We start from the raw sequence: 22,680 nt of genomic DNA on the forward strand, positions 1-22,680 counted from the left end.
AATGGTCGAAGAAATGAAAGATATGCCTGATTTTGAAATTCATCGGGACCAGGTAGTAACCGGAATGGTCGTGAAGATTGAAGACAAGCAAGCACTCATTGATATCGGATATAAGACAGAAGCAATCCTGCCGATCAGCGAAGTTTCGAGTCTCCATTTGGATGACATTCGAGGGGTTTTAAAAGTCGGTGATGAACTACAAGTAAAAGTGAAGAAAATTACAGATGAGGAAGTCGTAGTCTCAAAACGTGAAGTCGATGCCTTACAGGCATGGGGGAAAGTCGAAGCGAAGTACGAATCGGGTGAAATCTTTGAAGTTGTCGTCAAAGACATCGTCAAAGGTGGACTCGTCGTCGATATCGGCGTTCGTGGATTCATTCCTGCATCACTTGTTGAACGGCATTACGTCGAAGATTTCTCTGATTATATCGGTCGTTCGATTGAGGTGAAAGTCGTCGAGTTGGACCAAGAAAAAAACCGTGTGATCCTTTCGCATAAAGCCGTAGTTGAAGGTGAACTGAATGCGAAGAAAAAAGAAACACTTGAACAGCTCGAAGTGGGTCAAGTCTTAGAAGGGACAGTCCAACGTTTAACTGATTTTGGTGCTTTCGTTGACATCGGCGGTGTCGATGGACTGGTCCATATTTCGGAAATGGCGCATCACCGGGTCGAACGTCCGTCCGATATCGTGACAGAAGGGCAAAAGATCGACGTGAAAGTATTAGGTGTCGATCGAGATACAGAAAAAGTCAAGTTATCGATCAAAGAAACACAACCCGGTCCGTGGCAACAAATGGAAGGGAAGATCGAAGCTGGTGATATCGTCAAAGGACGCGTCCGGCGAATCGTTCAATTCGGAGCTTTTGTCGAATTAGCACCACAAGTTGAAGGGTTATTGCACATTTCTCAAATCGCGAATCGGCATATCGGCTCGCCGTCAGAAGTACTCGAAGAAGGTCAAGAAATTGAGGCGAAGGTTCTCGAAGTGCACTTAGCAGAACATAAGATTTCTCTTTCGACACGTGTTTTGGAGCAAGAAGAGTCATCAGAAGATGATTATTCGCAGTACACGGATCAAAATGAAGGATTTTCGGTAGCGGATCTTTCGGACAAAGAGTCGGATTCAAAAGAATAAGTGAATGGAAGTGGACACAAATTGTGTCCACTTTTTTTATGTTACGGATTGATATGGTATAAAACCGCTTGATTTGATACAATAGAACGGCTATGAAGCGAGAGAAGAGAAAGAAGGTGTTGGGATGGCAATTCCAGTAGTGGCGATCGTAGGTCGCCCAAATATCGGAAAGTCGACGATTTTTAACCGGGTGATTGGAGATCGGGTTTCGATCGTAGAAGACAAGCCAGGCGTTACCCGCGACCGTATATACGGCACTGGAGAATGGCTGAATCGTCATTTTCATTTGATTGATACAGGTGGAATCGAAGTCGGGGATGAGCCCCTACTTCAAATGATGCGTCATCAGGCGGAACTCGCCATTGATGAAGCAGATGTGATTATTTTTATGGTGAATGGACGCGAAGGGATTACATCAGCTGATGAAGAAGTCGCTAACATGTTATTCCGTTCGAATAAACCAGTCGTCATCGCGGTCAACAAAGTCGATAACTTTGAGATGCGGGATTTAATGTATGAGTTCTACTCATTAGGATTCGGCGATTTATATCCGATTTCTGGAACACATGGTCTAGGACTCGGCGATATGCTCGATCGTGTACTTGAGCTTGCACCGGATAAAGAAGAAATCGAATACGATGAAAATACGATCAAGTTCGCGTTAGTCGGACGCCCGAACGTCGGGAAATCGAGTATGACGAATTCCATCCTCGGTGAAGAGCGCGTCATCGTCTCAAGTGTCGCAGGTACGACACGTGATGCGATTGATACACCGTTCTCACGTGATGAGCAAGAATACGTCATCATTGATACGGCAGGTATGCGTAAACGCGGAAAAGTCTATGAATCAACAGAACGATTTAGCGTGATGCGTGCGCAAAAAGCCATCGAGCGGGCAGACGTCGTTTGTGTCGTCTTAGATGGAGAAGAAGGCATCATCGAGCAGGATAAAAAAGTGGCCGGTTATGCCCATGAAGCGGGTCGTGCCATCGTTATCGTCGTTAATAAATGGGATGCTGTCGAAAAAGATGACAAGACAATGAAAAAAATGGAAGAGGAAATTCGCGAAGAGTTTCGTTTCCTTGATTATGCACCGATCGTTTTTGTTTCAGCGAAAACAAAACGTCGTTTGCAAACATTACTTCCCGTCATCAAACAAGCAGCGAAAAGTCATGCGCAGCGCATTCAGACAAGCGTCTTAAACGATGTCATCGTCGATGCTGTCGCGATGAACCCAGCACCAACCGATAAAGGGGTCCGTCTTCGCATCAATTATGTGACGCAAGTAGCTTCACGTCCGCCGACGTTCGTCTTGTTCGTCAATGATCCTGAATTGTTACACTTCTCGTATAAACGGTATCTAGATAACCGAATTCGCGAAGCCTTTGATTTTACAGGAACACCGATTCGGATTCTGGCACGTCAAAAACAATAAGGACAAGGTGAATCATGATGAAAAAAATCGCAGTCATTGGAGCCGGGAGTTGGGGAACTGCTCTTTCGCTCGTTTTAGCAGATAACGGTCATGAGGTCGTCCTGTATGGCCGGGATCAAAAAAATGTTGATGCCATTAATCAAAATCATGAAAATACGCAGTTCTTACCGGGTGTGACATTGCCAAAATCACTTCGGGCCACAACGGTTTTACAAGAAGCAGTGACAGGTGTCTCACATATTTTAGTTGTGACACCGTCTTCTGCAATCCGTTCTGTATCGCGTCAGTTAAACGAATTATTGACGGATCCCGTCGTTCTGATCCATGCCTCAAAAGGAATTGAACCGAAAACCCATTTACGGTTGTCCGAGTTGATGGAACAAGAAATTGATCCATCAAAACGTTCGGCAATCTGTGTGTTGACCGGTCCTTCGCATGCGGAGGAAGTGGCATTACGAAAACCGACGACTGTAACTGTTGCTTCAACAGATATGGAAGAAGCCGGGCGTGTGCAGGAATTGTTCATGAATGAAAATTTCCGTGTGTATTTGAATGCAGATATCATCGGAGCAGAACTCGGTGGTGCCTTTAAAAACATCATTGCCTTAGCAGCAGGAATGGCAGACGGTCTTGGATACGGTGATAATGCAAAAGCCGCGTTGATTACACGTGGTATGGTGGAAATCGCCCGACTGGGTACCTTATTTGGTGCCAATCCGATGACGTTCACCGGTCTGACTGGAATGGGTGACTTGATTGTCACGTGTACTTCCGTCCATAGTCGAAACTGGCGGGCGGGAAATGCGATTGGTCGTGGGGAGAAACTCGAAACCGTCCTTGAAAACATGGGGATGGTCGTTGAAGGTGTCCGTGCGACACAGGCAGCCTATGACTTAGCAGAAACGAAACAGTGTGAGCTACCGATTACGACGGCACTTTATCATGTCTTGTTTGACGGACATACTCCGGCAGAAGAAGTACAGAAATTGATGCGTCGTCCACAAAAAAATGAGATTGAACATCTGTTTACGATGAAAGATTAACGGAGTGGGGTGGAAACCTTGAGTCCAGGTTTATTAAAAATGTGGATTTCATTTGCCGGTATCGGTCTATTTGCGATCAGTGTCTTACTGGTTACGATCAGCCGGACGAAGTTGACTGGTTTTTGGCAGTTTCTGATGTCGACGGTCGCGGTCCTATGTTTTATCATCGCATCAATCATCATGGTCTTTATCGTTATGGCAGGACCAAGCGCATGAAAAAAATAACGATTGTCTTGATGCTCATCCCGGTGATGTTACTGTCTGGTTGTTTGTTTCCAGATAGCCAAAAACCGTCCAATCGTGTCCCGTATCCGGAACAAATCCGGATGGTCCAAGAAGCGGTGGAAGCGTACCAAAAAGATACAGGTGTGTTGCCGATCAAAACACGAGAGGCAAATACCCCTTTGATGGAACGATATCAGATCGAACTCGGTCGACTCATTCCACGCTATATGAGTGATCCGCCACCAAACAGTTTTGAAGGAGGCGGAACGTTCATTTATCTATTAGTGGATGTCGATACAAAACCGACTGTCAAACTGATGGATTTGCTTGTTGCCGAAGAACTTCAAAAACTGCAGGTCCGGATTGACACGTACCGCAAGAAAAACGAAAAATATCCATTTAAAGGATCAATTGGGAAAAATCAGTTTACACTTGATTATAAAAAATTGTTTATTAAAGAAGAACCGAAAGTGCCGAGCCCGTATTCTGATGAGCAACTATCGATTTACGTCGATGGGCAAGGTCAACTGTTCATCAACTATTTGCCTGAATTAGAAAAAGCGCTTGAAACAGCGAAGAAAAAGCCGGAAGTAGGCCAAGATATTCGTCATTTACTCTATGATGAGCAACCTTTTGTTCCTGCATACTCTCAAAGTTATACCATTAACGAAAAAGGCGAACCTGTGTTTTCTGAAGAATCGATCGAAGAATCAGAAAATTGATGGGGATTCTTATGAAAATGTTGTAATATCAACGTTTATAAGGTATGATTAGCCTCGAAGAAGTGATTGGGAGGGGGTGAACGTAATGAACAAAACTGAACTCATTCAAGCAGTCGTCGAAAAATCAGGTCTAACTAAAAAAGACGTGACGAAAGTTGTCGAATCAACATTCGAATCGATTACTGAGACACTTCAGTCTGGAGAAAAAGTCCAATTGATTGGCTTTGGTAACTTCGAAGTCCGTGAACGCGCAGCTCGTAAAGGTCGCAACCCACGTACAAAAGAAGATATCGAAATTCCAGCAAGCAAAGTACCTGCTTTCAAACCAGGTAAAGCATTGAAAGATGCGGTGAAGTAATTCGGCTACATAGTCGTTCGGGGAATTCCCCGAACGGCTTTTTTTGTGGACATTGAGAGACGAGAAAACGGGTTGATTATGGTATATTAAAAAAGAAGAACATCCATCAACGAGATGGCACTGGAGATCGGGGGGTAAAAGCATGAATCATCAAGAGCTGCTCGTGGAAGAAATGATCACTGCACTCACTACAAAACAAACAACACAACTGGCTCAACATGTGGATTTCCCTTCCATCGATCGTGAACAGATCAGTTGGTTGATCGATGTCGCCCAGAATGAGACGTTGGTCTGGCAAGCGCTTGTTAAAGGCGTTCACCATGCGCAAGTCGCCTTGTTGTTACATGAACGTGTAGGGGAAACAAAAAGAGGCTCCAAAGAACGGCAATTGCTTGTTTTAGCAGGTGATCTGTTCTCAAGCTACTTTTTTGAGGAGTTAGCATCCCTTCCTCAAACTGCACTGGTTTCACTCGGACGGACGGTTCAGCGTGTTAATGAAGCGAAATGTGCCCTTCATGAGGAAAACTATGTCTCGACCGAAGAATACGTCTTGCTTTGGTTGACGGCAGAATTTGGACTGGTTCAAGGTTTGGCGACGATCAGCGGGAGAGACTGGTTAACGGAACACGGACAACGATTGATTCGCCAGCGGGCACAGGTATTGAATCCTAGTGCCCAACAACTACTATTATCACATTTAGAACAGATGGCAGTAGCGTAATATCTTTGAAAGGGTGAACTGCGTGCAGACACAAGAAAAAGAGAAAAAAGTATACGAAGTATTTCAGTCGATTTCAACGAATTATGATCAAATGAACTCGATCATCAGTTTTCGCCTGCATAAAGTATGGAGAAAAGAGACGATGCGTCGGATGAATGTGTTCCCAGGTGCGAAGTGTCTTGATCTATGTTGCGGAACTGCGGATTGGACAATCCAACTCGCTAAAGCAGCAGGACCGACTGGCGTCATCAAAGGACTTGATTTCTCCGAGAATATGTTAAAAGTAGGCGTCGAAAAAGTAGAAGCGTTAGGTATGAAAAATGTCGAATTGTTACATGGGAATGCGATGGAGCTTCCTTTTGGAGATCATTCCTTTGATTACGTGACAATCGGGTTTGGTTTACGGAACGTGCCTGATTATCTTCAAGTCATTCAAGAGATGCACCGGGTGTTAAAACCAGGTGGAACCGTTGTTTGCCTGGAGACAAGTCAGCCAACGGCACCGTTGTTCAAAGAAGCCTATTCGCTTTATTTCGGTAAAATCATGCCGCAAGTCGGTCGTTTGTTCGCGAAGTCGTATGATCAATACAACTGGTTGCAGGAATCAACAGAAGTGTTCTTGGACCGCGTTGAACTAAAACAATTGTTTGAACAGGCCGGTTTCATGCAGGTTGAAGTCAAAGCATTTGCAGGTGGGGCGGCTGCGATGCACCTCGGAAAGAAGTGGTGACATGTCACTGCACTCAATTTACCGAGATGTAACAAAAGAAGTGAATCTAGTCGATCAATTTTTAGTCAGTCATATTGCGTCGGATGATCCGACGATCGATGCGGCAGGCCAGCAATTACTTCAAGCCGGTGGGAAACGGATTCGACCAGCATTCGTCTTATTGGCTTCGAAGTTCGGGCAGGCGGATCGAGATGAACTCGTTCGAGTCGCAGCAAGCCTAGAGTTGATTCATATGGCATCGCTCGTTCATGATGATGTGATCGATGATGCAGAACTTAGACGTGGCAAACCAACCGTCATGCAACACTTTGATGAAGAAGTAGCCCTTTATTCTGGAAACTTTTTGTTTGGTGAGGCTGTCAAATTGATTGGAGAAGTCGGGAAACCGGAACTCGTTCAAGTAATGGTCCATGCGATGCGTGAAATCTGTGAAGGCGAAATCGAACAGATTTATGATCAGTATGATTGGGAACAATCAATCAAACGATACATCAAACGAATTGAGCGGAAAACGGCGATTCTGATCGAAGCAAGCTGTCATCTTGGAGCGATTGTAGCCAACTGTTCTGCGGAAGATACAAAGGCGTTGCGGCAATTCGGGCGAGACATCGGTCTAGCTTTTCAAATTGCAGATGACTTACTGGATTTTACAGCCAAGCGGACCGAACTAGGAAAGCCGGTTGCAGAAGATTTACGGCACGGTCACAAAACGTTACCCGTTTTTTATGCATCAGAAGATCCGGCGTTTTTTCAAGAACTACAAAAAATCCGATCGATGCCAACCCATCAAGAAGTTGCTCCATTACTGGAGAGGCTGCAACATTCAGATGCGCTGGAACGGACGCAACAAACCGTTGACTTGTATATTCGACGCGCGATTCAACGTTTGAATCACCTTCCGAAATCTTCAGCCAAACGGTCGCTTGAAGAGGTTGCCCGTTATGTCGGGAAACGAAAAGGCTGAAAATTGTAAAAAATTTCTTGCCGCCATTCCAATTACGCAGTAAACTTACTATGTAAGCGCTTTTTTATTCGTATTTCATAGGGGGAACTAGTAATGGAGCAAACGTTTTTAATGGTAAAACCAGATGGCGTCGAACGGGGATTGATTGGGGAAATCATCGCTCGGATCGAACGTAAAGGATTTGTGATTCGTGAAATGAAAATGATGCAGGCAACAGAAGAATTAGCACAAGCGCATTATGCGGAACATGCAGAAAAACCATTTTTCGGAGAGTTGGTCACTTTCTTGATATCTGGTCCAGTCGTCGCCCTTCGTGTCGAAGGAGCGGATGTTGTGACAGTTTCACGGATGATGATCGGTAAAACGAAACCAACGGAAGCGTTACCTGGAACCATTCGGGGTGATTTCGCAAACACGATGAGTGAAAACGTCATTCACGGTTCAGATAGCGTTGAAAGTGCGGAGCGCGAACTGAGCCTCTGGTTTCAAGGACAACCTTTAAACGTATGATACCGGCAAGACGATTGAGCAGTTGCTCAATCGTTTTTTTTGTTTTTTGGAAAGGAAATGGCTTTATGCTAAAATAGAAAATAAGATTGGGTCTACTGTGAAGTCGTCCTAAACAGAGAGAGGATTTGTGAGGTGGATTATGCAGGACTATGAGCTTTTTATCCAACGTTTCTTAAAAAAATCGGGAATTGATTTAGGACAATATAAAGAAGCACAGATGAAACGACGATTAACAGCATTACGCGATAAAAAAGGACATAGTACATTTGCTTCTTACATGCAAGCGATGGAGAAAGATACGAACTTGTACGAAGAGTTTTTGGATCGGATGACCATCAACGTCAGTGAATTTTTCCGGAATCCGATTCGTTGGCAACAGTTAGAACAAGATATCTTACCTGTCCTGCAAGCACGCGCACACGGCCGGATTCGAACGTGGAGTGCCGCCTGTTCGACAGGTGAAGAACCATATTCACTAGCGATGATTTTAAATGAAAAGATGGATCCGGCACAGTTTACGATCCAGGCGACGGACTTGGACGATCTTGTACTAGAAAAAGCGAAACAAGGACGTTACGGGGCATCTGCCTTAAACGAAGTCGAAGAGGCCAGAAAAAAACGCTACTTCATCGAACAAGAGCAACAATTCGAAGTTGTTCCTGAGATCAAACGACTTGTTCGTTTTAGTAAACATAACTTGTTAGGTGATCGTTATGACAATGGCTTTGATTTGATCATTTGCCGGAATGTCTTGATTTATTTTACGGAAGAAGCGAAAGCCCATGTATACCGTTCCTTTGTCCAAGCATTGAAGCCAGGTGGGATTTTGTTTGTTGGTGGAACAGAACAAATCTTTCAACCGGAACGATTTGGTCTTAAAATGAAACAAAGCTTCTTCTACGAAAAAATTTAATAGGACGAAGGGATGGAACATATGCGTTATATGACTGCAGGAGAATCACATGGTAAAGGCTTATCTGTCATCATTGAAGGTGTCCCTTCTGGTTTAACAATCGATTTCGAACAAATACAACGGGAGATGAAACGGCGTCAAGGTGGATACGGTCGCGGACGACGGATGCAGATCGAACAAGATGCGGTCGATGTCCGCGGTGGAATTCGTCATGGCTATACGACAGGCGCACCGATCAGCCTGTTCATCGAAAACAAGGATCATACGCACTGGACGCAAGTCATGCAGGCTGAACCGTTGGAAGAAGAACTAGAACGCCCTCGTACACTGACCCGTCCACGACCGGGGCATGCCGATTTAGTTGGGGGGTTGAAGTATGGTCATCGGGACTTGCGTGACGTCCTGGAACGGTCGTCTGCTCGAGAGACAGCGGCCCGCGTTGCCGTGGGTGCGATCGCGAAACAATTGCTCGCTCAACTCGGCGTGGATGTCTTCTCACACGTCCGCTCAATCGGTGGTGTAGATGCCGCTCGTGTGAATCCGATGGAACACCGCGAAACGATCGAAGCCTCTCTTGTGCGTTGTGCGGATGAAGTGGCGTCAGAAAAGATGATGCGGGCCATCGATCAAGCGAAACAAGATGGGGATACGCTAGGCGGGGAAATCGAAGCCGTCGTGACGGGTCTTGTTCCCGGAATTGGTTCCTTTACACAAAATGAAACGAAGTTAGATAGCCGGATTGCGCGTGCGGTCATCAGTGTCAATGCGATGAAGGCAGTTGGGTTTGGAGATGGATTTGATCTTGCTCGCCGAAAAGGAAGTACGGTACAAGACGAAATCTTACATGATGAGACCGGTTACTACCGTAAAACGAATCATCTTGGTGGGATCGAAGGAGGCATGTCGACCGGAATGCCGATCCGTGTTCAAGTGGCGATGAAACCGATCCCGACCTTGTATCGTCCGTTACAGTCCGTTGATATTGAAACAAAAGAACCATTCGTCGCACAGATTGAACGAAGCGATGCCTGTGCGGTTCCAGCCGCTTCCGTAGTCATCGAGGCGGTCGTCGCCTTTGAAGTGGCGGCGTCGATTCTTGAGATGTTCGGGAGCTCGACACTGGATCGTCTGAAAGATAGTGTTGCTGCGTACAAGGAGGAGGTGCGTCTCTTTTGACGCAACTCCATATTCAGGCAAGTCGTCCTTATACCGTCTACATTGAACCGGACGCGGTGAAACGGCTGATGGAAGTACCTGAAGCACAACAAGCGGATCAGTTTTGGATCATCACTGACCAGACGGTCGCCGCGTTCCATTTGGCGACGGTATGTGCACAACTCGATCACTGTTTCAACAAGAACCGGTTGATCAGTCGAGTAGAACCGGGAGAAGCGAGTAAGTCACTCGCCGTCTATCAAAGTGTATTAGAAGACGGCATTGAGCAAGGGGCGACGCGGAAAACGGTGGTGCTTGCTGTCGGAGGAGGGATGATTGGTGATTTAGCCGGTTTTGTCGCCGCGACGTTTTTGCGAGGTGTACCGTTCATTCAAATCCCGACGACGTTGCTTGCCCATGATTCAAGTGTCGGCGGAAAGGTTGGATTAAACTTACGTTGGGGTAAGAACCTAGTAGGAGCGTTTTATCAACCATCTGCCGTTTTATATGATATAACTTTTTTACGCACCTTATCTGACCGCGAATGGAGAAGCGGTTTTTTTGAATTGCTCAAACACGGTCTACTCGCACGTCCGACGTTTGCTCACGATTTATTGGAACTCGATTTGACAGGTATAAAACAATTGCCGTTAGCTGACTCGATTGCAGCGGGGATTGCGGTTAAACAACGGATCGTCGAACAGGACGAACAGGAAAGTGGTGTCCGGGCTTTTTTAAATTATGGACATACGTTTGGACACGCCGTCGAATATGCCAGTCCTGGTTTATCACATGGTGAGGCAGTCGGAATCGGCTTGGTGTTCGTTTCTTTTTTAGAAGGAAACCTGGACCAAGCGAAGCGGATTGTTAGCTTGATTAAACGACTAGATGTGACATTGCCAGAACGGCACGCTTTTCAGGTCTACTTGGATTTGATGAAACGGGATAAAAAAAATAATGCGTCGATTCGTTTTGTAGTACAACGACAAGGTGAATTTAAATTAGAAGAGATTGATGAAGAACGTCTGTGTAAGGCATATGATCAAACGGTGAGGTGTTTACAGTGGGATTAAGAGGAACAGTACGAGTACCCGGAGATAAATCGATGACCCATCGCGCTTTTTTGATGGGAGGAATTGCTGACGGTACGACAGTGATTTCCAATGCACTGCTTGGAGCAGATTGTCTAGCATCACTTGCTGCGGTCGAAGCGCTTGGTGCTCAAGTCGAGCGATCGAGTGATGGGATTCACATCACTGGAACGAATCATTTAAATGCCGCGACGATTGATTGCGGAAATTCAGGAACGACGATTCGTTTGTTAAGCGGTATCTTAGCTGGTGGACAGGAGAGTTATACCTTGACGGGGGATGACTCCCTGAAAAAACGACCGATGGACCGCGTCACCGTCCCGCTCACGACACTTGGAGCAAAGATTGACGGAACATATGCCCCGTTAATGATAGCGGGTCGACGTCTGGTTGGTACGACGTACACTTTACCGGTCGCTAGTGCACAAGTGAAAAGTGCGGTACTTCTCGCCGGTTTGTTTGCGACGGGTGAGACGACGGTCATTGAACCGGTTCTCTCACGTGATCATACGGAGCGGATGTTGCCGAAGTTTGGTGCTGAGGTGACGATTCAAGAGCAGGAACGAGGTCGGCAGATTCGCTTGCAAGGACCGATTCGTCTGCAGGCGACGACGCTTGACATTCCGGGTGATCCGTCATCGGCAGCGTTCTGGTGGACAGCGGCTGTCCTTGGACAGGACAGTGCGATCACGACTGAACACGTGTTAATGAATCCGACCCGGATCGGTTTTTTACAAGTATTACGCCAGATGGGGGCAAGTGTTGAGATCACGAATCGTCAAGAGTCAACGGGAGAAGAAACGGCAGACGTGACACTGAGGACAACGTCCCTACAAGCCATTTCGATTGAAGGGGAACAGATTCCGTCATTGATCGACGAAATTCCGTTGCTTGCCTTACTTGCGACACAAGCGGATGGGAAAACGATCATCCGGGATGCCGCGGAATTACGAGTCAAGGAAACGGACCGGATCGAGACCGTCGTGTCGGCCTTAAAAAAACTCGGAGCCCGAATCGAAGCGACGGCAGACGGGATGATCATTGATGGACCGACCCCTCTAATCGGTGCGACGGTCGACAGCGCCGGCGATCATCGTTTGGCCATGATGTTGACGATTGCTTCGACATTACAGCCGGAAATTCAAGTGCTCGGGAATGAAGTAGTTGAAGTCAGTTACCCAACGTTCTATGATGATTTAAAGACACTACAGCAGGCGAACCTGTAAGTTCGACAGGCACAGTGAAATAGAAGAAAGTGAGGTGTTTGCCTTGAACGAAGACCTATTAAAACAGATAGTCGAAAGCCTAGAACATGGTCACACGTCAGAAGCGCTAGCAGCGCTCGAACAACTCGAGAAAACAGGTACGGATGAAGACCGACTGGCAGTAGCCGATCTCTATATCGAGCTTGGTCTATCCGATCGTGCGGTTGACATACTCGCGCCCCTGTATGTCGACTATTCAGGAAATGCCGGCGTTGCCTTGTTGCTCGCTGAATGTTACATCGATCTCGACCGTGAGGAAGAAGCCATCACCGTGTTAGAGCAAGTGGATACGAGTGACATCGAAAACGGACCACGGACATTGGTCTTGTTAGCTGATTTGTACCAATCGCAAGGGTTAGACGAAGTGGCACTTGCTAAACTGAAGGAAGCCCGGACGCTTGCGCCGGACGAACCATTGCTCGCCTACGGGTTAGCCGAATTATATATGACACTCGGTGCGTTTGATCAGGCCGTTCCCTTATTCGCTGAGATTGCGGCAGATCCCGTCCTACGTGAAGAATTGCCGCTTGATGCGCTCTACGCAGAGTCATTGGCGATGATTGGAGAATTCGAAGAGGCGATTCCGCTTTATGAACGTGCCGTCGCGGAACGCTCGGACTTGCATACGTTATTTGGTCTGGCGATGACGGCCCACCGAGTCGGTCAACATCAAAAAGCAGTCGAGACGTTCCAACAGCTGATCGCCCAAGATCCAGATTACACCTCGGCGTATGTTCCCTATGCAGAAAGCCAGTCGGAACTTGGTTTGACGAAAGAAGCCTTGAATGTCATCAAACAAGGCATCGAACGGGATGACTACAATGATGAATTACGGACGATGGAAGCACTATTCCTGCTGAAACTCGGTGACCGGGAAGGGAGTGTCAAAGCGTTACGCGAGGCACTTGCCCTGAATCCAGAATCCTTGCTCGCCGCTGAACGGTTACTGGCGTTACTGGCCGAGGATGAAGATCACGAAGCGACGCTCGAGACGATTTCGGCGATCGAAGAACATGTCACAGCACCAATTCTGACATGGTATCGTGCCCGTTCCCTGTATGCGTTAGAAGAGTATACACAAGCGATGGAAAAATATGCTCAAGTCGAGTCTGCTTTTGCGGATGACGCTTTATTCTTAAAGGAATATGGCTACGCATTAGTCGAGGAAGGCCGTCGTGAAGAAGGGCACTCCTTATTACGACGCGCGGCAAGTCTGACGCCGGAAGACGCAGATTTAGTCGATTATGTCGAACGAATGGATGGATGACTTCACTGGAGAAGGGAGTAGGATTGAGATGACAGAGAGAAAGCAGCGTTTCTTGCGCCGCATCTTGACCTATTATACGTTGAAACGTCGGGAATCGAAATGGATCATTGATTATTGGCTTCGCAATGAGTCGAAGCTGGATCGTGTTCATTTCGTTCAAAATGCCATGTTTGCGCCAAAAGCGATGATCATCACGACATATGGATTTGACGCCGACCCTTTTCTGTTTAAAAAAGGTGAAGTCAAAACAACGGATCCCGAAAAAGCGTATCACGACATCCGGTTGACGGATGAAGACGTCTATATCGAATTAAACTTCCAAGGCATGATGATGGATGATGAGTACCTGTCCTTGTTGGAAGAAAATCCATTCCGACCAGAAGTGGCCGTTGAACCCAAATTGGCAGACGCGGCGATGAATTTTATTGCTGCGACCGTCAATCGCCAAGAAGAAGAACGTCTTGTCCGATTGATTGATGAGGCACTTGATGCGCGAGATAAAAATCGGTTTCAATCTCTTTCGGACGAGTTGCGTCTGATTCGCAGCCAGTTGTAAGTCAAGAAGTAGAAATATGATGGTCGTGCCCCCTCCTGTTCAACAGAAGGGGGGCTTTTTTCGGAAAGTGAAAGTAAGGACAAAATATGAAGAAAAATCGTAGGTAATTTCATAAAACGTTCACATTAGGCGGGCAGTTATAAATGCGGATATGATACATTAAATGTGACGAATTGTAAGTGAACAGGAAAGGGGGGAAATGACTTGCGTTTCAAACCATCCGATGTTCAAAGGACGAGAAACGAACAAGCGTATATCGATACGTTGATTGTCCCATTGATACCTGTCGGATTTGACGAAGCGATGCATGCTTTTGCAGAATGTGCAGATATGACGATGACGGTGGCGACGGAAGTCGAACGACAATTGTCCGGTCGGGCGATGCTCGTACCACCGATGACCTATATCGGTGACCCATCCATTGAACAGCTCAGCAGTTGGGAGCAAGCAGCGTCTTCTGAACAATTTCGATTTGTGACGTTCATTACCGCCGATTTACGGTGGAAAGAGACATCGGTCGAGGACATCATTTATGTCCCGCGTTTATCGCTTGAGACGATGAGTCGCGATCAACAAGGTCAGATGGTCGGGAATTTTGTCGGGCAAGTCCTCGAGCAGTTAGGAAACCGTTGGACCGCGCTATGAAGCGGTTGACGCAATGATTTTATTAAGATACTATTACCATGTGAGAAATTTGTGTGAAGTACTGTGGTCTTGGGGCACAGCGTACATCACGAGGGGGGATCGAGATGGCTCAAAACGGGTCTAACGTAACACGTCGTCAGTTCTTGACGTATACATTGACTGGAGTCGGCGGCTTTATGGCGGCGACGATGGTTATGCCGATGGTCAACTTCGCAGTTGATCCAGTCCTGAAAAAATCAGGAGCAGGCGATAAAGTAAAAGTAATGAAGTTGTCGGACATCACGACAGAACCAAAACGGGTCGACTTTAAGAAACAAACACAGGATGCGTGGTATGAGTTTGAAGAAACGTTGTCTGCTTGGGTGTTTAAAAACGATAAAGGTGAGATTTTAGCATTATCACCGATTTGTAAACACTTAGGTTGCCAAGTAAGTTTTGGATCTGATCCAACGCACCCCGAACAATTCTATTGCCCATGTCATTTCGGCCGGTATACGAAAGATGGCGTTAACGTTCCAGGAACGCCTCCGACGAAACCGCTTGACGGATATGAAATGCAAGAGAAAGATGGTTTCCTCTACCTAGGTAAACCAGTCGAAAGAGGTGCGTAAGCGATGATGCAAAAAATCTATGATTGGATCGATGAGCGGGTAGATATTACTCCGCTGTGGCGAGATATCGCCGATCATGAAGTACCAGAACACGTTAACCCGGCTCATAACTTTTCAGCATTCGTTTATTGTTTTGGCGGGCTGACATTCTTTACGATTGTCATTCAGATTCTTTCGGGAATGTTTTTGACGATGTATTATGTACCAGATATCATCAACGCACACGCGTCTGTTTATTATCTTCAAAATGAAGTCGCCCATGGTCAAATCGTTCGTGGTATGCACCACTGGGGCGCATCTGTCGTTATCGTAATGTTGTTCCTACATACATTACGCGTCTTCTTCACAGGTTCTTACAAAAAACCACGTGAATTGAACTGGGTCGTCGGCGTTCTGTTGTTCTTCGTTGTCTTAGCGCTTGGCCTGACAGGATATCTGTTGCCATGGGACATGAAAGCCTTATTCGCGACGAAAGTTACCATTCAGATTGCTGAGAGTATTCCGGTCATCGGTGGTATCGCGAAAACACTCCTTGCGGGTGGAGAAATCGTCGGAGCGAGTACAATTGCTCGATTCTTTGCGATTCACGTCTTCTTCCTTCCTGCAGCATTGTTCGTCTTGCTCGGGGCCCACTTCATGATGATCCGCAAACAAGGGATCTCTGGACCACTTTAAACCGACAATTACTTTAGACAACTAAAAGGGGGAGAACACGATGCATCGTGGTAAAGGAATGAAATTCGTCACCGATTCACGGGTGTCGATCAACAACCGGATGCCGAATAAGTCAAAAGACTATTCAGAGTATCCAGGTCGGACGGAAGCGTTCTGGCCAAACTTCTTACTTCGCGAATGGATGGTTGGAGCGGTCTTCTTGATTGGCTTCATGACTCTGACAATCGTTGAAGCGGCACCACTTCAAAATATTGCTGACCCGACGAATACGTCGTACATTCCACTTCCGGACTGGTACTTCCTATTCCTCTATCAGCTCTTGAAATACCAATTTGCTGCCGGTCCATACATCTTGATGGGAACGGTCATTCTTCCGGGTCTTGCCTTTACGGCCTTACTCGTAGCACCATGGTTAGACCAAGGCATTGAGCGTCGCCCAGCGAAACGTCCAGTTGCAGTCAGCATGATGTTACTTGGAATTGTCTCAATTATTTTCTTGACTTGGGAATCTGTTCAAACAACGCACTGGGATACAATCCATAAACAAGGTGAGTTGACGATGAACGAAGGTCCTAAAATCGATACAGCAGCAAAAGGGTTTGAGATTTATTCGAACCAATCATGTGTCAACTGTCACGGGAAAAACCTCGAAGGTGGAGCAGCTGCTCCTGCCCTCGTCGGTACGAAAAAGACAGAAGAAGAAATTTATGAGATTGCAGACAAAGGGGTCGGAGCGATGCCTGCTGGACAGTACAAAGGTTCAGATGCAGACCGTAAAGAACTCGCCAAATTCATCGCTTCTTACGGTGAAGGCGGAGAAAACAATAAATAAAATGACAGCCGGGGGAATTTTCCTCCGGTTTTTGTCTATCACGAGGTGAAGTCAGATGCCCTTTTTACACATTTTGAAGCATAAAGCTGTTTTGTGGCCACTCGCGTTAATCAATCTCGCGGGTACCCTGTATGGTTATTATTGGTATCAACCGCAACTGGCGCTGTCGAAATGGTACTACTATCCGTTTATTCCCGACAGCCCGACAGCTTCGCTCTTTTTTACAATCATCGTTTTCCTTTGGATTTTCAATCGGCGTTCGCGGTTATTTGAAGCCCTCGCTTTCGTGACGCTCATCAAGTATGGCGTCTGGGCGGTCATCATGAACGCGTTGATGTTACGCGAACTGGGAACGAGTGATTCCTATTTAACGGCAATGGCATTGATGCTGATGGTTTCACACGGGGCAATGGCATTCCAAGCTGTTTTATATGCCCCTGTGATGGCGTTTCGGACAAAAGAGCTTGTACTAGTCGCTATTTGGGTCCTTCATAACGATGTCGTCGATTATGTACTAGGACAATGGCCGCGTTATCCGGCACTTGCTGAACACATCCAGTGGATCGGGTACGGATCGTTTTGGCTGACTGGATTATGTCTTTTGATGGGATATTGGTTTGTCGCACGCGATTCGATTGACAATAAGTTCGCTTGAACATAAAATAAGAATATAATCTTTTTTGTGAAGGAGCAGATGCCATATGGCGAACTATCTGATTTATTTGGCCATCATCATCATCGTGCCGATTTGGGCTCAGATGCGTGTCAGAAAAACGTACAAAAAATATCAACAAGTGCCGATTCATAGTGGGGTGACAGGGGCGCAAGTCGCTGATTTCATCATGAAACAAAATGGAATTACGGATGTCCGGCTCGAGCCGATTGGCGGAACGATGTCCGATCATTACGATCCGACGAATAAAGTCGTTCGTCTTTCGGAAGATGTCTATTACGGTTCAACGGTGTCAGCTGTTTCGATTGCTGCACACGAAATCGGTCATGTCATTCAAGATGCAACGGATTACGGGATGATGCGTGTCCGTCACCGGATTGCACCAGTCGCTTCGATCACATCGAACCTATCGTTTCCGTTATTGCTGATTGGTTTGTTTGCCGGTATCACCGGTTTTGCGATGCTCGGTGTCATCTTGATGCTTGGAGCGGTCATCTTCCAACTCGTGACGTTACCCGTCGAGTTTGATGCCTCAAACCGGGCGATGGCCCAGTTGACGGAACACGGGATCATTGATGCAGAGGAAGAACGTGGTTCACGTCGCGTATTGAACGCAGCTGCTTGGACGTATGTTGCAGCGACACTCGTTGCCGTAGCTGAATTCGTCCGACTCGCATTGCTCGTCTTTGCACCGTCTAGTGATGACTAAATAGAAAAAAACGAGGAGTCCTTTCGGATTCCTCGTTTTTTTGTTGTGGACACAACAACGTGTCACGTTTCTTTGATTGGGATTCGATTTTCGTCAAACGTAAATCCTTCTCCCGTGACCTCATAAACGTCATGTAAGGTGATGAAGGCGTGTTGATCGACGGACTTGACGAGTGTTTTTAGTCGCGTGATTTCATTACGGGCAACGACGACGTAGAGCACTTCCAAGTCCCGTCCCGAGTAACCACCTTTTGCGATTAGGCGGGTCGTTCCCCGGTTCATCGTTGCGTGAATACCGTCTGCAATCTCTGTCCGGTGATCGCTGATGATCATCGCCGCTTTTCCGGCATACGTACCTTCTTGCATCCAATCGATGACACGCGCCCCGACGTAAACGGCGAGTAACGTGTACATCGCCTGTTTGTAGTCGAGATACGTTAAAGAGGCAATGATGACAAAAAAGTCGAAGACCATAAACGTTCTTCCGATCGACCAACCAAAATAGCGTTTCGTCAGGCGGGCGATGATATCGACGCCACCGGTCGTGCCACCGTTGTTGAAGATGATACCGAGACCAACACCGATGAAGACGCCGGCGAATAAGGCAGCAAGTACCATGTCATCCTTCAATAAAATCTCAAGCGGTGAATACTTCGCGATCAAGCCATACCAAATCGAAAAGCTGAAGGTGCCGATCAACGTATAGATGAACGTCGTCCGACCAAGCAGCTTATAGCTGACGAAGAAAAGCGGAATGTTCAAGACCAGGTTGGTGATGGAAGGAGAAAATCCGAACAACCCTTTTAAAATCAAGGTAATTCCGGTAAAGCCTCCTTCAGCCAACTCGTTTTGAACGTTAAAATGATAAATACCAAAGGCAAAAATAAATGATCCGATTAAAATCCAAATGATATTTTGAATTCGAATCGGAAACTGGAATGGGGGTGCCATCTGTTTGCTCCTCTCTGACATGACTCTTTCTCTAGGGTAACGGCAGAATTCAAAAAAGACTAGTCTTTCTCACGAAAATCACTCGAAAAGTGGTCGATGTAGTTTTTAGTCGCTAATTTGATTACAATGAGCAGGGTAGAGGACATTATCAGTGGAGAGTGAGTGAGTGAATATGAAAAAAGCGATTGGGATTCTTTGTTACCCATCAGTCGGCGGCAGTGGCGTCGTCGCGACGGAACTCGGAATGAAATTAGCGGATCGGGGACATGATGTTCATTTCATTACATCAAGCATTCCCTTCCGCCTGACGGAGTATCGACCGAACATCACTGTCCATCTCGTCGAAGTGAATCAATATTCGGTCTTTAAGTATCCACCGTACGATATTACTTTGGCTTCGAAAGTGGCGGAAGTGATCGACCTGTTTGATCTCGACATCATTCATGCCCATTACGCAGTCCCCCATGCGGTGTGTGCCGAACTGGGCCGAAACATGGCGAAGAAAAAAGGGGTTGGTGTCGTAACGACTTTACACGGTACAGACATTACGGTCATCGGTCAAGACTTAGAGATGCAGCCAGCCATCCGTTATGGGATTGAAAGTTCAGACGCTGTCACAGCTGTCTCGGAAAGTCTTGCCCTGGAGACGAATATGACGTTAAACGGGCACTATTTAATCGATGTGATTCCGAACTCGATTGATGAAAGTGTCTATTATCCGATGCGAGATGAGCGTTTGAAACGGCATTATGGCATCGAACCGGATGAAACCGTTGTCATCCATATCTCGAACTTCCGTCCGGTCAAGCGGATTGATGACACGTTAGCCGCTTTTGCGATTGCCTCAAATGATCGGGCGATGCGCCTGCTGCTTGTTGGCGACGGTCCAGAGATGGGGCAGACGAGACGACGAGCAAAAGAACTTGGGATCTACGACAAGATTATTTTTGCTGGGAAACAGGAACATGTCGCCCAATTATTAGCGATCAGCGACATCCATTTATTGTTATCGGAAAAGGAAGCGTTTGGTCTTGTTGTTCTGGAGGCGATGGCGGTGGGGGTTCCAAGCGTCGTCTCGAGTGCCGGTGGATTACCGGAAGTGATTCAAGACGGAAAAACCGGATTTATTGTTCCGACCTATGATGTCAAGGCGGCAGCCGAACGGATTGGTCGTTTGGCAGACGACCCGTTACTACGAGAAGAGTTGGCAGAGGAAGGGATCCGGGATACGCGGCGACGGTTTGACTCCAATCAAGTCGTTCGGGCGTATGAACTCCTTTATGAACGGGTGTGTGCACGATATGAAAATGCTTGAGCGTGCGAATCAAATCATTCAGACGATTGAACAGGCGGGCGGGGAAGCGTATATCGTCGGTGGAGCCGTCCGCGATATGTTACTGAAACGGCAACCAGGTGACTATGATTTGGCGACATCCTTATTCCCCCACGAAGTGATCCCTTTGTTTCCTGTCGTCATTCCGACAGGGCTCGATCATGGGACCGTCACGGTTGTCTTAGACCATGATCCTTTTGAAGTGACGACATTTCGTTCAGAAAGCACGTACAGTGACCGTCGTCGACCGGACGAAGTGACACTCGGGGTCAGCTTAGAGGAAGATTTGACCCGACGCGATTTTACAATCAATGCGATGGCACTCAAACCAACAGGGCTTGTGGACTTGTTTGGAGGTCAAGACGACTTGGCAGCAAAAATCGTTCGCACGGTCGGACGAGCAGAAGAACGGTTTGATGAAGATGCGCTCCGCATGATTCGAGCGTTTCGATTCATGAGTCAGCTGGAGTTTTCACTTGATCCTCAGACGGAACAAGCGATCGAGGACAAAAAAGAACATCTTCAAGCGGTTGCGGTCGAGCGAATTGCCAATGAGTTTGAAAAATTATTGTTAGGACCGGGTCGGACGGCAGCGCTAGAAGCGATGCTTCGGACAGGAGTCTACGCCCATTTGCCTCATCTCGACCGGTCGATCATCGAACATTTGATCAGACTTCCATTCAACGGTGTGTCGACAGATGACGTCTGGACACTCGTTTTGGTGGCAGGTCTGCGTCCGGAAGCGTTGCGGGCCTGGAAACGGTCGAAGAAACAAGAAGGGCGCGCTAAGACATTAGCTGTCCTCGTTAACGCGGACACGTTATCGGACTGGCAACGTTATCGTTTGTCAGATGAAGAATTGTTACACTTAAATGAAATGACGGGTCGTCATCATGACAAACGAACAACATTACCGATTCGCGAGTTAAAAGACTTGACCGTCAATGGACGCGACATGATCGAACTCGGCTTACACAAAAAAGAGATTAAAGAGGCGCTTCGTCACTTGGAAAAACAAGTGGTCTACCGTCATCTTGAGAATCAACGTGACAGTTTATTAAGGGAAGTGATGACTTGGAAAAAACAACACGGGACCGGATCCTCCAAACCTTGATGCAGACCGACTGGGTATCCGGTCAGGAGTTGGCTGATCAGCTAAATATTTCACGTACCGCTATTTGGAAACAAATTGTCTCTTTAAAAGAAGCAGGGTATCCAATCGAATCAAACAAAAAAACAGGTTATCATCTCATTGATCAAGGAGACCGGCTGACAGCACTCGCCATTGAACAGCATCTCCAAACAAAACAGTTAGGACAACAAATTGTTCATTTAGAAGAGACGGAAACGACACAGAAGATTGCTCATGAACAAGCACAACAAGAAGCGGCCGAAGGAACGGTCATCGTCTGCGATTTTCAAACGAGTGGCCGTGGTCAACTCGGGCGAGTCTGGCATGAGACGCGCGGTGCCGGTATTGCGATGAGCTTGATTTTGCGTCCGGAGGCACCACTGCATCAAGCGGGTCAATTGACATTGCTTGCGGGAATCGCGTTAACAAAAGTATTACGGACGCTTGATGTACCGGTCACGATCAAATGGCCAAATGATTTATTGATTGCCGATCGAAAAGTGGCCGGAATCTTAACGGAAATGCAGACGGAAGCAGATCGTATCAATTCCGTGATCATTGGGATTGGGATAAACGTTCGGCATGAAAACTTTCCGGACGTGTTGACGAATCGGGCGACGTCATTAAAACTCGCGACGGGAAAATCATTTTCCCGCGCAAAAATCGTCGCGTTGTTTTTAAATGAATTTGAACTGATGTACCAACACTGGTTAGTAGAGGGCTTCGCGCCATTTGTGTCAGAGTGGGAAGCATATGCCGATCGACTAAATGAAGTGGTGACACTACGTACGCGGCAGCTGACGGTAACAGGTTATCTACGCGGCATCCAATCGGACGGGACACTCCAAATCGAAACGGAAGAAGGAATCAAAACGTTTCATTCTGCTGAATTGATTTACTGGACAGAAATGTAAGTTCGGACGTTTGCAGTCTGCTTTTTGAATCATGTATACTGAGGGCAAGGATGATAGCCATTTGGAGTCATACCGGTTAAAGGCTTTGATTGATAGTTTTTTATTTTACTGCCTTG

The 22,680-nt window shown here is 46.8% G+C and carries 26 protein-coding genes; 25 read left to right on the top strand and 1 reads right to left on the bottom strand.

All coding sequences use genetic code 11. From position 1 onward, the window contains the following. The first annotated feature begins 1 nt into the window (after window position 1). From rpsA to BLD48_RS03790, 22 genes are all read left to right on the top strand, one after another. Complete coding sequence (rpsA, locus tag BLD48_RS03685) at window positions 2–1,135, top strand: 30S ribosomal protein S1 (RefSeq protein WP_071498991.1); 1,134 nt, start codon at window positions 2–4, stop codon at window positions 1,133–1,135. 124 nt (window positions 1,136–1,259) lie between these two features. Then, a complete protein-coding gene (gene der, locus BLD48_RS03690) occupies window positions 1,260–2,570 on the top strand; it encodes a ribosome biogenesis GTPase Der (protein ID WP_014970616.1) in 1,311 nt (436 codons plus the stop codon). A 17-nt stretch (window positions 2,571–2,587) separates the two neighbouring features. Next, on the top strand, window positions 2,588–3,613 hold the full coding sequence (locus tag BLD48_RS03695; protein ID WP_071498992.1) for an NAD(P)H-dependent glycerol-3-phosphate dehydrogenase: 1,026 nt from the start codon (window positions 2,588–2,590) through the stop codon (window positions 3,611–3,613). Between the two features lie 9 nt (window positions 3,614–3,622). After that, window positions 3,623–3,829 (top strand): DUF2768 domain-containing protein, encoded by a 207-nt coding sequence (locus BLD48_RS03700; protein WP_236629931.1) that lies wholly within the window; start codon window positions 3,623–3,625, stop codon window positions 3,827–3,829. Further along, the gene (locus BLD48_RS03705) at window positions 3,826–4,560 is read left to right on the top strand and encodes a hypothetical protein (RefSeq protein ID WP_071498993.1); all 735 of its coding nucleotides are present in this window, start codon (window positions 3,826–3,828) and stop codon (window positions 4,558–4,560) included. Before BLD48_RS03700 ends, BLD48_RS03705 begins: the two co-directional genes overlap by 4 nt. A gap of 85 nt (window positions 4,561–4,645) precedes the next feature. Then, window positions 4,646–4,918, top strand: a complete 273-nt coding sequence (locus tag BLD48_RS03710) for an HU family DNA-binding protein (protein WP_012370671.1) — start codon at window positions 4,646–4,648, stop codon at window positions 4,916–4,918. A 142-nt stretch (window positions 4,919–5,060) separates the two neighbouring features. Next, a complete protein-coding gene (locus BLD48_RS03715; protein ID WP_071498994.1) occupies window positions 5,061–5,639 on the top strand; it encodes a heptaprenyl diphosphate synthase component 1 in 579 nt (192 codons plus the stop codon). A 22-nt stretch (window positions 5,640–5,661) separates the two neighbouring features. Continuing rightward, entirely contained in the window at window positions 5,662–6,369 is a 708-nt protein-coding gene (locus tag BLD48_RS03720; protein ID WP_014970611.1) for a demethylmenaquinone methyltransferase, read from the top strand. Between the two features lies 1 nt (window position 6,370). Continuing rightward, on the top strand, window positions 6,371–7,333 hold the full coding sequence (locus tag BLD48_RS03725) for a polyprenyl synthetase family protein (protein ID WP_034773934.1): 963 nt from the start codon (window positions 6,371–6,373) through the stop codon (window positions 7,331–7,333). Between the two features lie 93 nt (window positions 7,334–7,426). Continuing rightward, entirely contained in the window at window positions 7,427–7,843 is a 417-nt protein-coding gene (ndk, locus tag BLD48_RS03730; RefSeq protein ID WP_071498995.1) for a nucleoside-diphosphate kinase, read from the top strand. Between the two features lie 139 nt (window positions 7,844–7,982). After that, on the top strand, window positions 7,983–8,756 hold the full coding sequence (locus BLD48_RS03735; RefSeq protein ID WP_071498996.1) for a CheR family methyltransferase: 774 nt from the start codon (window positions 7,983–7,985) through the stop codon (window positions 8,754–8,756). 21 nt (window positions 8,757–8,777) lie between these two features. After that, window positions 8,778–9,932 carry a chorismate synthase gene (aroC, locus tag BLD48_RS03740; protein ID WP_071498997.1) on the top strand — a complete coding sequence of 385 codons (1,155 nt, stop codon included), beginning with the start codon at window positions 8,778–8,780 and terminating at the stop codon, window positions 9,930–9,932. Next, window positions 9,929–10,984: a 3-dehydroquinate synthase gene (gene aroB / locus BLD48_RS03745; protein ID WP_071498998.1), complete on the top strand. Its 1,056-nt coding sequence runs from the start codon at window positions 9,929–9,931 to the stop codon at window positions 10,982–10,984. Before aroC ends, aroB begins: the two co-directional genes overlap by 4 nt. Beyond that, window positions 10,975–12,228, top strand: a complete 1,254-nt coding sequence (gene aroA, locus BLD48_RS03750; protein WP_071498999.1) for a 3-phosphoshikimate 1-carboxyvinyltransferase — start codon at window positions 10,975–10,977, stop codon at window positions 12,226–12,228. The genes aroB and aroA overlap by 10 nt, the downstream gene beginning before the upstream one ends. Window positions 12,229–12,262: 34 nt before the next feature. Continuing rightward, window positions 12,263–13,534 (top strand): tetratricopeptide repeat protein, encoded by a 1,272-nt coding sequence (locus BLD48_RS03755; RefSeq protein WP_236629933.1) that lies wholly within the window; start codon window positions 12,263–12,265, stop codon window positions 13,532–13,534. A gap of 28 nt (window positions 13,535–13,562) precedes the next feature. Next, window positions 13,563–14,090, top strand: a complete 528-nt coding sequence (locus tag BLD48_RS03760) for a ReoY family proteolytic degradation factor (RefSeq protein WP_071499000.1) — start codon at window positions 13,563–13,565, stop codon at window positions 14,088–14,090. Window positions 14,091–14,294: 204 nt separating this feature from the next. After that, entirely contained in the window at window positions 14,295–14,735 is a 441-nt protein-coding gene (locus BLD48_RS03765) for a DUF2487 family protein (RefSeq protein WP_014970602.1), read from the top strand. Window positions 14,736–14,839: 104 nt separating this feature from the next. Next, the gene (locus BLD48_RS03770) at window positions 14,840–15,346 is read left to right on the top strand and encodes a ubiquinol-cytochrome c reductase iron-sulfur subunit (protein WP_012370659.1); all 507 of its coding nucleotides are present in this window, start codon (window positions 14,840–14,842) and stop codon (window positions 15,344–15,346) included. 3 nt (window positions 15,347–15,349) lie between these two features. After that, a complete protein-coding gene (qcrB, locus tag BLD48_RS03775; protein ID WP_012370658.1) occupies window positions 15,350–16,021 on the top strand; it encodes a menaquinol-cytochrome c reductase cytochrome b subunit in 672 nt (223 codons plus the stop codon). 40 nt (window positions 16,022–16,061) lie between these two features. Further along, the gene (locus BLD48_RS03780) at window positions 16,062–16,853 is read left to right on the top strand and encodes a menaquinol-cytochrome c reductase cytochrome b/c subunit (RefSeq protein WP_071499001.1); all 792 of its coding nucleotides are present in this window, start codon (window positions 16,062–16,064) and stop codon (window positions 16,851–16,853) included. A gap of 55 nt (window positions 16,854–16,908) precedes the next feature. Next, entirely contained in the window at window positions 16,909–17,508 is a 600-nt protein-coding gene (locus BLD48_RS03785) for a DUF1405 domain-containing protein (RefSeq protein WP_071499002.1), read from the top strand. 46 nt (window positions 17,509–17,554) lie between these two features. Continuing rightward, window positions 17,555–18,235: a zinc metallopeptidase gene (locus BLD48_RS03790; protein ID WP_071499003.1), complete on the top strand. Its 681-nt coding sequence runs from the start codon at window positions 17,555–17,557 to the stop codon at window positions 18,233–18,235. Window positions 18,236–18,297: 62 nt separating this feature from the next. On the opposite strand, the gene BLD48_RS03795 is transcribed toward BLD48_RS03790, so the two are convergent. Beyond that, window positions 18,298–19,185 carry a YitT family protein gene (locus tag BLD48_RS03795; protein ID WP_071499004.1) on the bottom strand — a complete coding sequence of 296 codons (888 nt, stop codon included), beginning with the start codon at window positions 19,183–19,185 and terminating at the stop codon, window positions 18,298–18,300. Between the two features lie 172 nt (window positions 19,186–19,357). Here BLD48_RS03795 and bshA point away from each other — a divergent pair, with 172 nt between their 5' ends. The 3 genes from bshA to BLD48_RS03810 are packed head-to-tail and all read left to right on the top strand — an operon-like array spanning window position 19,358 to window position 22,564. After that, window positions 19,358–20,500 (top strand): N-acetyl-alpha-D-glucosaminyl L-malate synthase BshA, encoded by a 1,143-nt coding sequence (bshA, locus tag BLD48_RS03800; RefSeq protein ID WP_071499095.1) that lies wholly within the window; start codon window positions 19,358–19,360, stop codon window positions 20,498–20,500. Then, window positions 20,487–21,632, top strand: coding sequence for a CCA tRNA nucleotidyltransferase (locus tag BLD48_RS03805; RefSeq protein WP_071499005.1), 1,146 nt, complete (start codon window positions 20,487–20,489; stop codon window positions 21,630–21,632). Before bshA ends, BLD48_RS03805 begins: the two co-directional genes overlap by 14 nt. Beyond that, window positions 21,593–22,564: a biotin--[acetyl-CoA-carboxylase] ligase gene (locus BLD48_RS03810; RefSeq protein WP_071499006.1), complete on the top strand. Its 972-nt coding sequence runs from the start codon at window positions 21,593–21,595 to the stop codon at window positions 22,562–22,564. Before BLD48_RS03805 ends, BLD48_RS03810 begins: the two co-directional genes overlap by 40 nt. The last annotated feature ends 116 nt before the right edge of the window (window positions 22,565–22,680 follow it).

The organism is Exiguobacterium sp. KRL4, assembly GCF_001870785.1.
In the GTDB taxonomy this organism is placed as follows: domain Bacteria; phylum Bacillota; class Bacilli; order Exiguobacteriales; family Exiguobacteriaceae; genus Exiguobacterium_A.